At 61.6% G+C, this 13,256-nt stretch carries 11 protein-coding genes; 9 read left to right on the top strand and 2 right to left on the bottom strand.

What is annotated here, in order from left to right; translation table 11 throughout:
- Window positions 1-684 precede the first annotated feature (684 nt).
- Window positions 685-1,290, top strand: a complete 606-nt coding sequence (locus AC0L16_RS32695; protein WP_473625647.1) for a tyrosine-type recombinase/integrase — start codon at window positions 685-687, stop codon at window positions 1,288-1,290.
- Between the two features lie 524 nt (window positions 1,291-1,814).
- Here the strand turns inward: AC0L16_RS32695 and AC0L16_RS32700 are convergent.
- Window positions 1,815-2,519: a hypothetical protein gene (locus AC0L16_RS32700; protein ID WP_473625648.1), complete on the bottom strand. Its 705-nt coding sequence runs from the start codon at window positions 2,517-2,519 to the stop codon at window positions 1,815-1,817.
- A gap of 301 nt (window positions 2,520-2,820) precedes the next feature.
- Window positions 2,821-3,651: a universal stress protein gene (locus AC0L16_RS32705; protein WP_473625649.1), complete on the bottom strand. Its 831-nt coding sequence runs from the start codon at window positions 3,649-3,651 to the stop codon at window positions 2,821-2,823.
- A gap of 328 nt (window positions 3,652-3,979) precedes the next feature.
- Between AC0L16_RS32705 and AC0L16_RS32710 the strand changes: the two genes are divergently transcribed.
- The 8 genes from AC0L16_RS32710 (at window position 3,980) to AC0L16_RS32745 (ending at window position 13,123) form a co-directional block, all read left to right on the top strand.
- Complete coding sequence (locus tag AC0L16_RS32710) at window positions 3,980-5,542, top strand: bifunctional aminoglycoside phosphotransferase/ATP-binding protein (protein WP_473625650.1); 1,563 nt, start codon at window positions 3,980-3,982, stop codon at window positions 5,540-5,542.
- A 32-nt stretch (window positions 5,543-5,574) separates the two neighbouring features.
- Window positions 5,575-6,021, top strand: a complete 447-nt coding sequence (gene trxC / locus AC0L16_RS32715) for a thioredoxin TrxC (RefSeq protein WP_473625658.1) — start codon at window positions 5,575-5,577, stop codon at window positions 6,019-6,021.
- A 207-nt stretch (window positions 6,022-6,228) separates the two neighbouring features.
- Entirely contained in the window at window positions 6,229-6,981 is a 753-nt protein-coding gene (locus tag AC0L16_RS32720; protein ID WP_473625651.1) for a FadR/GntR family transcriptional regulator, read from the top strand.
- A gap of 63 nt (window positions 6,982-7,044) precedes the next feature.
- Complete coding sequence (kdgD, locus tag AC0L16_RS32725; RefSeq protein WP_473625652.1) at window positions 7,045-7,950, top strand: 5-dehydro-4-deoxyglucarate dehydratase; 906 nt, start codon at window positions 7,045-7,047, stop codon at window positions 7,948-7,950.
- A gap of 103 nt (window positions 7,951-8,053) precedes the next feature.
- Window positions 8,054-9,562, top strand: coding sequence for an ABC transporter substrate-binding protein (locus AC0L16_RS32730; protein WP_473625653.1), 1,509 nt, complete (start codon window positions 8,054-8,056; stop codon window positions 9,560-9,562).
- Window positions 9,563-9,644: 82 nt separating this feature from the next.
- On the top strand, window positions 9,645-10,559 hold the full coding sequence (locus AC0L16_RS32735) for an ABC transporter permease (protein ID WP_473625654.1): 915 nt from the start codon (window positions 9,645-9,647) through the stop codon (window positions 10,557-10,559).
- 3 nt (window positions 10,560-10,562) lie between these two features.
- Window positions 10,563-11,486 (top strand): ABC transporter permease, encoded by a 924-nt coding sequence (locus tag AC0L16_RS32740; protein WP_473625655.1) that lies wholly within the window; start codon window positions 10,563-10,565, stop codon window positions 11,484-11,486.
- Window positions 11,483-13,123, top strand: coding sequence for an ABC transporter ATP-binding protein (locus tag AC0L16_RS32745; RefSeq protein ID WP_473625656.1), 1,641 nt, complete (start codon window positions 11,483-11,485; stop codon window positions 13,121-13,123). Before AC0L16_RS32740 ends, AC0L16_RS32745 begins: the two co-directional genes overlap by 4 nt.
- Window positions 13,124-13,256 lie beyond the last annotated feature (133 nt).

Consider the following 13,256-nt stretch of genomic DNA (forward strand, 5'->3'; position numbering starts at 1 on the left):
AGCCTCTTGAATCACGCCAACCTACGCCGTGCCACAAATTACAACTCGCCGTTAACCTGAACTCGTTGCCCTGGTGCCTGAGGGGTTGCCTTTGCGTCGGCGCCCTGGGTCGGCTAGACCTTCGGGGTTCCGTGACGGTAAATGAGCAGCGGGGACCGGGTGGGGGGCTTGGGGTTAGTCCCCGCTGCTTTGAGCTGCCTTCGCAGGGTGCAGTGGCAGCACAACTAAATAGTGACTGAGCGATGACAGGACCCAGACAGCGGAGCCTTGGGCACCCTGTCAGTCTTACACCGGCTAGTGCCGCCCCCAAGGCCACTCGGGCGGGTGTCTCAAGAGTGCGGCCGGGGACGGACCTTCAAAGATTGCGACTTCCGTACCCCAGCCTACACCCCGGCCTGACGCACGTGCCCACCCAATGACGAGTGCCCACCCAATTAACCCCAGCGTCAAGCGACAGGTCATTAGTAGCCGATATAGATCGCCCCCAAATCGGCCGCTTGAGCTAGCTCGGATAGACAATTCGGGTGAGCGGGTTCAACGGGGTCAAAAGGAGGGGTCGGAATATCCGGGCCAAATTTTCTTACGACCCATCGGATAACAGGCTCATGCGTGACACCTCGTGCCCCTTCGGTTTCACCACACAGGCCCGAGTGAGACGACCGCCAGACGCCGAGAGGCTGCCCGGTGGCGGTACCCTCAGACCGACATGAGCGCGCGCTGGGCCTAGCGACCGCCGCACGGGCCAGCACGTCGCGCGCCTCATTCTGGTCGCGCTCTTACACCGGAACGCGCTCTGGAGCCGTCTGTGGGGCCGCCACGCGGCCGACGGAAGGCCACGGCTTCGTCGGCTACGATCGTGGCGTCTCCTATCGCCGCGCGGAAGGCAGGCGCGAGACGAAGAAGCGCCAGCCGCCGGTGCGGCTCCCCGATCGCCTTCTCGCCCATATGCGGCGCTGGTCGACGACGGAGGTCAGGATCAAGACGGAGAACCGTTGCAAAAGCCGGACGGTCGGCCGGATGATATCGCACGACTTCGTCGTCGAGTGGCAAGGCGAGCCGGTGCAGTCGGTGAAGAAAGGCTTCGCGGCGGCCGTCAAGGCGGCCGGCCTTGGCTGGTATGACGAAGCGGGCGAATGGCAAACCGACGTAACGCCGCATATCCTCCGCCACACCGCCGCGACGTGGCTTATGCAAAACGGAACATCACTATCGCTGGCGGCCGACTTCGCTGGCGGCCGACTATCTCGGAATGTCCGAGGCCGTGCTTCGCGCGACTTACTACCACCATGATCCGGATTTCCAAGCGGAGGCCGCCGAGCGGATCACGGCAAAGGCTCCCGCCCTCCGCGTCAAATCTAACGTCGTACGGCTAGGATAGGTAGTGCAGGATAAAACCCGCATTCCTACCCGAAACCTACCCGAAATACCGGAATTAAAGGGGAACATACGGCTCAAACGGGGTCAAATCGAAACGCGAAAACCCGCGGAATTCCGGGTTTTCTACGGGGTCTGAACCTCCCGCCCGCGTGTTCGGGACGATGGGGTCGCAGGTTCAAATCCTGCCACTCCGACCAGAAAAAACAAGCACTTAGCTTTTTCCCGAAAAGTGCTACCTACCTGCAACCCTTTATTGGCAGGACAGGAGTAGCACCCCTGAAGCTTTGCCATGTCCTCGCCTGGGACATAGATCGCGTATTGTGAATTGGGGCATCGCGAACCTTCAGATTGAAAGGCTGCAAGGCGCAATTGCCGTTCGGTTGGCCGCCGCTTTTCTTCTCGACCGTGACATACCTTGCTCTGGCGCAGCGATGAGGTCAGCGCGTGCGTGATGTTATCTCACGGTATGAGAGTAGTGCGTAGATAAAGGTCAGTGTCCCGGCAAGTTCGAGACCTTCTTCGATGTTCGCCAGCATGCGATAGCGCAAGGATTCCATACCTTCCGCCTCTGCAACGCTGCCGCCGACCATTTCAAGCCCGACCGCTCCGCCAAGAAACAGCGCCGCCGAAACCGCTAACAGCACAGCGAGTGATGTCGGGAAAGAGCGGATGAATGGAACAAAGGCAGCTAGCCCCACCAAGCTAAGGATGCCTGCCGGCGCTGCCCATGCAAAATACAGCAGGCCCGTATTGGTTGACCTCGCAGCCAACGCAGCGGATAGCTTCTCATGAAGGCCAGTGAATTCATCGAAACAAAGAAGCAAGAACAGGAAGCCCAGGAAGTACCAATGCCAAGTGAACTGACTGCCACGGCCCGCCGCATCGTCTCCGCACTGAAATAGAAGACCGCTGCAGAAAAAAAGCACCAGCACGGAGACCCAAGTAAACGCGCTCCGTTCCACATCCACATCAAGGAGCCATATTTTTGTCGAAAGGTCCGGTTCCCGTCCAGCGTACAAGCTTAAATCTTGTACAAAACTGGCACAAAGAATCAGCAGAGATAACCCTGCAACAATCGCGAGTATCGGTCTCCATTGTCTGAACAGAAGCGAGGCTTCCTTTTCCACACTTGCAATTGTCATAAAAGTGTCACATAGAAGTTAGTAACTTGTCAACCAATGGCGTTCCCATGCGCAGCGACGGAAACAAGTTCGAGTTATTGCTCGGCGCAGGCGTGCTTGCTCTCCTAATGGCATTGGCCGGGCTCATCGCTTTCTACGAGGTTGAGGTGGTATTTCCGTTGGGGTAACGCGTTAATAACCGCGAGCGGGCATCTCGAGCAGCGTGATCGTGATCTGCGGCTTACGGAAAAAATACTTTGCGTTTCCCGAAAGCGCCCGCCTCTGGCCGGCGGACTGACCGACGTCCGCGGCAGGCTGACGGCTACCGCGCCATAAGGATTGGCATCGACGGGTCTTCAAGCATCGAGACGGTGACGCCGCCGAAGATGCGCTCGCGCAACCGGGAATGACCATAGGCGCCCATCACCATCAGGTCGGCGGCGATGTCGAGTGCGTGCCGGCGAAGCACGTCGACGACCGAATGGTCCAGGCTGGGCAGCCGGTCGACCGTGACATTCACCCCATGCCGCGCGAGATAGGCGGCGGCTCCGGGCTCGGCCCCGTGGCGGTACTCGTCCTCCACCGGATCGACCATGACAAGGTGCACCTCATCGGCGCCTGGCAGCAGGTCGAGGGATTCACGGACGGCACGCGATGCCTCCAGGCGGGCGTCCCAGGCAATCAGCACGCGTTTCGGCTTCAGGGTCGGCCGCGACCCCGCGGGGATGAGCAGCAACGGCTTTCCCGAAGAAAACAATGCGCCTTCGATCGCTTTGCTTTTCAGCGTTTCGTTGGCAAGCAGCTCCGGTCCAATGACCGTGATGTCGGCGTAGCGGGCACGGCGGCCGATGGTGTCGTCGGCCCAGCCGGCTTCCGGATATTCGCTCGAGACATCGGCCGAAAGCACGCTGCCGGCGAGAAAAGCCGTCAGGTCAGCAGTTCGCTTCTTCAACAGATCCTCGACGACCCGACGCTCGTCGAGCCAGGCTTCTGAAACGACCGCGGCATACTCCCCGACTGGTGGCGGCGCAGCTACGGCAACGACCAGAACAGCAAGATGGGCGCCGATCTCGTTGCATAGATCGGCGGCAAGCTTGAGATCACCGTCTCCCTCGTTCGGTCCCGTAACGGCAAGTATCGTCCTGAAAGCCATGGCGGCTGCTCCCGATTTTGCCCCAAAGCCCAATCGTTGTTGCAACAACAGCGAGACGGCTCGGCGCGCTGCTGGCGCTGAGTCAAGAACGCCGCCGGTCGTCATTTGATCCGTATCAACATGCCCACGGGCCGACGCCAACAGGTTTCAGGCCGCCGGAGGACGCCAAGAATACGCTCCGAACACCGGAGAAGCAGCATCACGGAACGCATTCGTCACCTGGCTGGTTATATCCAGGCGCTGTGGCAGCAAGGGTCTGATGGCGCGGAATTTCAGCGACCACGCTTGTTGGCTTCCACAGGCTAGATACAAAACAAAGAGGCATCCGATGATCGTCGAGGATCAGCAATCCGTGGCCGCGATGTTGATGAACCCTGCCGCATATGGCGAGAGCGGACCGGTCGAGGCGATCGAGACCCATATCTCGCGTATCTTCCTGGTTGGCCAGCGCGCCTATAAGATCAAGCGAGCGGTCAGGCTGCCCTATGTCGACTTCTCGACGCCGGCGCTGCGGCTCGCCGCGTGCGAGAAGGAGGTCGAGCTCAACTCCAAGACTGCTTCCGGCCTCTATCTGGGGGTGCGGCGGATCACCCGAGAGGCCGGCGGCGAGCTGGCCATCGACGGAAGCGGCGAACTGGTCGATGCGGCGATCGAGATGGTCCGCTTCGATCAGTCGAAGCTGCTCGATCGTATGGCAGTCGGTGGCGAACTGACGCCTGCGCTGATGACGGATGTCGCGCGGATGATCGTGCGCTATCATCGCGGCGCGCCGGAGGTCCACAAGGGCAGCGGATCCTCGAACCTGGCAGGCGTGCTCGCCATCAACGAAGCCGGCTTTGCCACCAGCCATGTTTTCGACGAAGCCGAGAAAAAGGCATTCACCGGGATGTTTCGCACCGCCCTCGCCCGTCATTGCGCGTTGCTCGACCGGCGGGAGAAGGCGGGAAAGATCCGGCGCTGCCACGGCGACCTGCATCTGCGCAACATCTGCCTCTTCGACGGAGAGCCCCGCCTCTTCGATTGCATCGAATTCAATGACCAGATCGCCAGCACCGATGTGCTTTACGACCTGGCTTTCCTGCTGATGGACCTCTGGCATCGCGGCTTTCCGGAACTCGCCAACCTGGTGATGAACCGCTACCTCGACGAAGCAGACGACGAGGACGGCTTTATCCTCCTGCCGTTTTTCATGGCAGTGCGGGCCGCAGTGCGCGCGCATGTCACCGCAACGCAGATCGAGGAAGGCGGTGATGATTCCGGCGGCCTGATTGCCGAGGCCAGATCCTATTTCGAGCTTGCCCGAACACTTCTCCAGGAAAAGCCTCCTCGGCTGATCGCCATCGGCGGCTTGAGCGGTTCCGGCAAGACGGCCGTTGCCGAGGCACTCGCCGCACATGTTGGCGCGCCGCCCGGCGCACGCATTGTCGAAAGCGACCGCATCCGCAAAGCCCTGCATGGTGTGCCGGCTGAAACGAAGCTGCCGGACAGGGCTTATCGACCTGAGGTGTCCGATCGCGTCTACCGCGAAATGGCATGGCGCGCCGATTTGATCCTTGCCGAAGGCGGTTCGCTGGTCGCCGATGCCGTCTTTGACCGGCCGGCCGATCGCGAGCGCATCGAGACGGCTGCAAATGGCAGAGACGTTGCTTTCGCCGGATTCTGGCTCGAGGCGGATCCGCTCGTTCTTTGGCAGCGGGTAAGCGAGCGCCGGGGTGGTCCTTCCGATGCCACAATTGATATTCTTTCGCGGCAATTGCAGCGAAAGGCCACCCCGTCCACCTGGCGCAAGGTCGACGCCGATCGAAAGCTCGCCGACATCGCCGCAGAGCTGGCAAAGGTTTCGGACGCGGCCGCTTCTGCGCAGGGTGCTCCACTCAAGACAGCATCATGACGGCGACGCGCATAAAGATGGGTGAAATGGCCATGACGCGGGAAAAGCTGGTGGTTTGCGGCAAATGCGGCGGGGTCAATCGCCTGCCGCCGGCACGCGACGCCGGGGACGCGAAATGCGGAAAGTGCGGCTACAGGCTGTTTTCGGGTCACCCGGCAGACGTCGATGCACAGAGTTTCGATCGCCAGGTCACGCGAAGCAGCCTCCCCGTCGTCGTCGATGTATGGGCACCATGGTGCGGCCCGTGCAAGATGATGGCGCCGGCCTATGAAGCGGCAGCCAGCGAACTGGAGCCGCATGTTCGCCTGATCAAGCTCAATTCCGACAATGAGCAGGCCGTTGCAGCCAGGCTCGGCATACGCGGCATCCCGACCATGATCCTCTTCCACGGCGGACAGGAGGTTGCGCGCACATCCGGCGCAATGACGGCGGGACAGATCGTCAGGTGGATCCGCGATCACCTGCCGGCCGCAGCCTGAAAGCTGCCACTCCGTGGATTTCGCCGATCGCCGTGCCCAGCACGACGGAAGCGAGCCAGGCGATCTGACGTGAGCACGGACGCATAAGCCATATGATGACTTAGGGGACATTCGACATCTGACGACGAATTTTCATATGATGACCTCGCATTTGGCCCGCACTGGGAGTATGGACTCTCAGGATCCGGCAAAAGTTGGGAGGAACCCATGCAGCAGGCCGAACATCGAACGTCCCGGCGGTCGTTCGTCTCTCAGGTTGCAGATGCGCTGCGCGGCCAGATCGAAGCCGGCTTTTATGCGCCTGGCGACAAATTGCCGACAGAACCGGCGCTGATCGACCGGTTCGGGTACAGCCGCACCGTGGTCCGGGAGGCCATTGCCGCGCTTCGCGCCGACGGGTTGGTGGAATCGCGGCAAGGCGCCGGCGTCTTCGTTCTCGGCCCGAAACCCGTCGACGAGGGATTGAAGCTGTTCACCGACGAAACGAACAAGATATCGGACATCATCGAAGAGCTTGAGCTGCGCATCGGCATCGAAGTCGAGGCAGCCGGCCTTGCCGCCGCCCGCAGTTCGCCGGCGCAAGAGGCCGAAATCGAGGCTCAGGTCGAAAGGTTCGCCGACCTCATGGCGCAAGGGCAACCCACGGACGATGCGGACTTCCAGTTCCACATGGCGATTGCCGCCGCAACCAACAACGCCAGGTTCAAGGCCTTCCTCGAACATGTCGGCCGGCGGATGATCCCGCGGGTGAAGTTCAAGACGATGATGGGCGGCGTCGACCCCTTGCCCAATCGCGATCATCCGATTCTGCAGGAGCACAGGGAAATCGCCGATGCGATCCTCGCCCGCGACCCGGAAAAGGCGCGTGAGGCGATGCGCCGCCATTTGGTGACCGGGATAAAGCGCTATCGCGCCCTGACCGTCCGGCGCCCGGCAAATCAGGACAACGCCGGCGGTTGACTCGTCGGGATAGTCATCATATGAATCTTGACGGCATCATATTAATTTGTGGGATGAGTTCCTTTGTCGCCAGATGAAATCAAGTCGCGTGTCGCTTCAGGGCTGCTGTCGTTTCCGGTCACGCATTTCAACGAGGATTTCAGCCTCAATCTTGAAAGCTATGGCGCGCATGTCGAATGGCTGTCGGGGTTCGGTGCCGCTGCCCTGTTCGCGGCCGGCGGCACCGGTGAATTCTTCTCCCTGTCGCCGGAAGAGGTCGCCGACGTTACCCGCGCGGCCAAGGATGCCTCGGGAGACGTGCCGATCATCGCCGGCTGCGGCTACGGCACGGCGCTCGCCACGGAAATCGCCCGCCGCGCCGAGGCTGCGGGAGCCGACGGTCTGTTGCTTCTGCCGCATTATCTGATGGAAGCCTCGCAAGAGGGGATTTTTCGGCATGTCAAAGCCGTGTGCCAGTCCACCGGCCTCGGCGTCATCATCTACAACCGTGCGAACTCGGTCGCCAATGCCGACACGGTTGCCCGCCTTGCTGACGCGTGCCCAAACCTCATCGGCTTCAAGGACGGCACAGGCAAGGTCGATCTTGTCCGCCACGTCACCGCAAAGCTCGGCGATCGGCTCTGCTATATCGGCGGCATGCCCACGCATGAGCTGTTCGCCGAGGGCTTCAACGGCGCCGGCGTGACGACTTATTCCTCCGCGGTCTTCAACTTCGTGCCGGAATTGGCACAGCGCTTCTACAGGGCGATGCGGACAGGTGATCGCGCTGCGATGGAAGAAATCCTGCACGGCTTCTTCTTCCCCTTCGCGGCTTTGCGCGATCGCGAGCAAGGTTATCCGGTGTCGATAATCAAGGCAGGCGTCGAGCTCATCGGACGGACACCCGGCCCGCTTCGGCCGCCGCTGACCGATCTGAAGCCGCAGGAGAAAGACGTGCTGCGCGGACTGATCGAGAAGATCGCCGCCTAGCCGCCGCAGATCGGCAAATTGTCGGCCGAACGGGATGAGGAGGATCGTCTCGCGCGACAGCCAAAACGGAAGATCCCAAATGGAAGATCAAGGGAGGAGAGACATGAATAGAGGCATTCACACGATTGCGGCTGTCGTATTGATGACCGCTGCCGCGCCATCGGCCGTCGCACAGGAAGCGGCGCAGGAGATCCGTATCGTCCTGCCGGAGCAGCCGGCCAATCTGGAGCCCTGCGGCACCATCATCACCAATGTCGGCCAGATACTCAGCCAAAACGTGGTTGAATCGTTGACCGTCATCGATCCGAACAGCGGACAGCCCCAGCCGAAACTGGCGACCGAGTGGACCAGCGTGGACCCGACCACCTGGCGGATCAAGCTGCGCGAGGGCGTCAAATTCCAGGACGGAGCCGAACTCAATGCGGATGCGGTCGTCTTCTCCATCAACAGGATGATCAGCGGCAAGCTTACCTGCAGCAACATTGCGAAATTCGGTGATGCCAAACTGACGCTGACGCCGGTCGACAACCTGACCGTCGAAATAAAGTCGGACAGGCCCGAGCCCATCATGCCAACGCTGTTGAGCGTGGTCATGATCGTCTCGCCGAAGACGCCGGTCGACCAGGCGGTGAACGATCCGATCGGCACCGGCCCGTTCACGCTGTCGACCTTTTCCCCGCAGACCGTGGTACTGGACGCGTTCGACGGCTATTGGGGCAACAAGCCGCAGATCACCAAGGCGACCTATGTCTGGCGACCCGAATCCTCGATTCGAGCCGCCATGGTCGAAACGGGGGAAGCCGACCTGACACCGTCGATTGCCATCCAGGACGCCAGCAATCCGGAGACGGATTTCGCCTACCTCAACTCCGAAACCACCGCGATCCGCGTCGATACCGCCGAGCCGCCGCTCGACGACCTGCGCGTGCGCAAGGCGCTCAACCTGGCGATCGACTGGGGAGGCCTTGCCCAGCTGTTCGGCGACGATGTCAAGCGTGCGTCGCAGATGGTCGTCTCCGGGATCAATGGCCATGACGATGCGCTCGAGCCTTGGCCGTATGATCCGGAAGAGGCGAAAAGCCTGATCGAAGAGGCGCGCGCGGCGGGTGTGGCGGTCGACACCGAGATCAAGCTCATCGGGCGAAACGGCATCTATCCGAACGGCGCCGAAGCGATGGAGGCGATGATGACGATGTGGCAGGACGCCGGCCTCAACGTCAAGCTTACCATGCTCGATGTCGCCGACTGGCTGCGCTATCTGCAAAAGCCGTTCCCGGCGGAGCGCGGCCCCAATCTCCTGCAGATGATGCATGACAACAACAAGGGCGATGCGGCCTTCACGGTGCCGATCTTCTATCGATCGAGCGGCAGCTACTCGACCTTGGCCGATCCGGCATTCGACAAGCAGATAGACGAGGCACTGGCGGCGACCGGCGAAGCCCGCACCAACAGCTTCAAGGCGATCTTCGGCAAGGCCCGCAACGAAGTGGTGGCGGACATCCCGATGTTCCACATGATCGGCTACACCCGCGTTGGCACCAGGCTGGAATGGAAGCCAGATATCACCACCAACAGCGAAATACCGCTGGCCAATATCGCCATCAAAGACTGAGCGATACGGGGGCGCCAGGCCGATCGTCGCCCTGCGCCCCTGACCCATTGCCTCCGTCGATATCCGCCGAAGGGCATCCGAAATGATAACCTATCTTGGACGCCGGGCGTCGCACAGCATCCTGTCGGTCATCGGTCTTTTGACGCTGGTTTTTTTCCTGACACGGCTCACCGGCGATCCTTCCGCCTTGTACCTGCCTCTGGACTCGACTGCGGAAGCTCGGGCCGCGTTCGCGCGATTGAACGGCCTCGATCAGCCGATCCATTGGCAGTTTTTGGGATATCTGCGCGATCTGCTGCAGTTGGATTTCGGTGAATCGCTGCGCCAGAACCGCTCGGCGATGCAGGTCGCGCTTGAGGCATTCCCGGAAACGCTGAAGCTTGCCGTCGTCGCGATCACACTGTCGACCGCCTTGGCTATCGTTGTCGGCTGTCTGGCGGCCGCGCGGCCGGGCAGCATGTTCGACCGTGTCGCCAGCCTCGTCTCGCTGGCCGGCGCAAGCGCGCCGGATTTCTGGGTCGCCATCGTCGGCATCCTTGTCTTCGCCGTGGGGCTCGGAGTTTTGCCGACATCGGGCACCGGCAGCTGGGCGCATTGGATCATGCCGACCTTCGTGCTGATGCTTCGCCCCTTCGGTCTCCTGGTGCAGGTCGTGCGCGGCACAATGCTGTCGGCGCTTGCCTCTCCATACATCAAGACCGCAAGGGCCAAGGGCCTGCCGCGGCAGAAGATCATCTTCGGGCATGCGCTTCGCAACTCGCTGCTGCCCGTCGTCACGGTCGCCGGCGACCTGGCGACCAGCCTCGTCAACGGCGCCGTCGTCGTGGAGTCGATATTCGGCTGGCCCGGCATCGGCAAGCTGATGATCGATTCGATCATCCAGCGCGATTTTGCCGTCGTCCAGTCGACCATTCTGGTGACGGCAACCGCCATCTTCATCCTGAACATCGCGATCGACCTGCTTTATGCGGTTCTCGATCCGCGCATTCGGTACTGAGCCATGACGATCATCACCCCCGACATCAAGCCGGCGGCCGTTCCAGGCAGCGGCCGCGTGCTTTTCGCCTATTTGAAGCGCGACAGGCTTGCGCTCGCCGCTGCCATTTTCCTGGCGATCGTCGTCATCGCGGCGGTCCTCGGCCCGTGGCTGGTGGGCGACGCCGCATCGCGCCTGGGGCTGCGCCAGCGCAACCTCGCCCCGTTCTCGCTGGCAAGCGGCTGGATATACGTCCTGGGCGCCGACACCCTCGGCCGGCCGATCCTGGCCAGGCTGATTGTCGGCGCGCAGAACACGTTGGGCATTGCCGCGGCGGCGGTGTTCGCGTCGATGCTGGTCGGTGGAACGCTGGGCCTGATAGCGGGCTATTCGGAGCGCTGGTACAGCCATCTCATTCTGCGCCTGGCCGATGTCGTCATGAGCTTTCCCTCACTGCTGCTGGCGCTCATCGTGCTCTACACGCTGGGTCCGAGCATCACCAACCTGGTGATCGTTCTCGCCGTGACGCGCATGCCGATCTACCTCAGAACGGCGCGCGCGGAAGTGCTGGAGCTGCGCGAGCGCATGTTCGTCAGCGCGGCGCGAGCCATGGGCGCAAAGCCGGCCCGGATCATCATCCGGCACATCGCCCCCCTGGTCCTGCCGACATTGGTGACGATTTCCGCCATTGATTTCGCGACCGTCATTTTGTCGGAATCGGCGCTGAGTTTCCTTGGCCTCGGCATTCAGCCACCCGACTTCACCTGGGGCGCAATGGTGGCAAACGGCCGCGGCTATCTCGCCACCGCCTGGTGGATCGCATTCTGGCCGGGCCTTGCAATCATGCTGACGACGCTGTCGCTCAACATCCTCTCGAACTGGGCGCGCACCGTCGCCGATCCGCAGCAGCGCTGGCGCCTTCAGACATTGCGAAAAGCTGCCCGATGAGCAACGCGACCATTCTCAAAGTCGAGGGCCTGACCGTCGATTTCCTTTCGGACGATGAGCCTGTACGCGCCGTCGACGATGTCTCGTTCCACGTCAGCCGTGGCGAGACGCTGGTGATCCTCGGCGAAAGCGGTTCGGGAAAGAGCGTCAGCACCAGCACGGTGATGGATCTCATCGACTGTCCGCCAGGCGATATCGTGGACGGCTCATGCCTCTTCGACGGCGTCGAACTGTCGGGCCTCGGCGCGGAAGCGCGCAGGGCCATCAACGGCCGCAGGATTGCGATGATCTTTCAGGATCCGCTCGCCTATTTGAACCCTGTCTACACGGTGGGGCGCCAGATCGTGGAGGTCTATGAGAGCCACGGCGCGGGAGCCGGCAAGGACGCACGCGCCAAGACGATAGAACTGCTTCGGCGCGTCGGCATTCCAGAGCCGCAAAACCGCGTCGACTTCTATCCGCATCAGTTCTCGGGCGGACAACGCCAGCGCGTGATGATTGCCATGGCGATCGCATTGAAACCGGACATCCTGATCGCCGATGAGCCGACGACCGCTCTGGACGTCAGCGTGCAAGCGCAGATCCTCGATCTGCTGCGCGATCTCCAGCGCGAAACCGGCATGGCGTTGATCATGATCACCCATGACCTCGAAGTCGCCGCGTCCATGGCGGACCGGATCATCGTCATGAACGGCGGCAAGGTCGTCGAGACGGGCATCGCCAAGGAAGTCTTCAGCAATCCGCAGCACGCCTATACCCGCCGCCTCATCGCCGCCCTGCCCCACGGCAACGCAGCGGAGGCGCCGAACAAGCGTTCGACGGCGATCGCCGGCGAGACGCTGCTCAAGGTGGAACATCTCACCAAGCACTATGAGCTTGCTTCCGGAGCTTTTAGCAGCAAGCGGACGTTCAAGGCGGTGGACGACATAAGCTTCGAGGTCAGGAGAGGAGAAACGCTCGGCATCGTCGGCGAGTCCGGATCCGGCAAATCGAGCGTCGCGCGCATGCTGTTGGGGCTGAACGCGCCAAGCGCCGGCAAGGCGGTCTTTGCCGGCGAGAACATCTTCGACATGAACGGCAAGCGCCTTATGGCGTTTCGGCGCAAGGTCCAGATGGTCTTCCAGGATCCGTACGGATCGATGAATCCGCGCATGCGCGTTTATTCGATCATTTCCGAACCCTGGGTGATCCACCGCGATATTCTGCCGAAGAACAAGTGGAAGGCTCGCGTGGCAGAGCTCCTGGAATTGGTGGGGCTGTTGCCGGAGCACGCCGAGCGCTACCCGCACCAGTTTTCCGGCGGCCAGCGGCAGCGCATCGCCATTGCGCGCGCACTTGCCAGCGAGCCGGAACTGATCGTCTGCGACGAGGCGGTTTCGGCGCTCGACGTCTCTATCCAGGCGCAGGTGATCGACCTTCTGGCCGACCTTAGGACGAGGCTTAGCCTCTCCTATATTTTCATCACCCACGACTTGCCGATCGTGCACCATTTCGCCGACCGGATCATGGTCATGAAAGACGGAAGGATTGTCGAGGAGGGCCTAACCGCGGCGCTGTTCAGGGCGCCTCGCCACGGATATACGCAAAGCCTGTTGCAGGCTGTGCCAAAGCCCAAATGGCTTACGCAGGCTCAATAGTTCCTGGATATCGGCCGCGCCCAGCTAGCGTTGCCGATTGATGGACGCTTGACAAAATGGCGATCGCCCGCTCAATTTGACCCATTCACCAGGGGGGTCCCGGCAAGGGGCTGAGATACTGCTGGCTTTCGCG

This window comes from Mesorhizobium sp. WSM4848 (assembly GCF_055811375.1).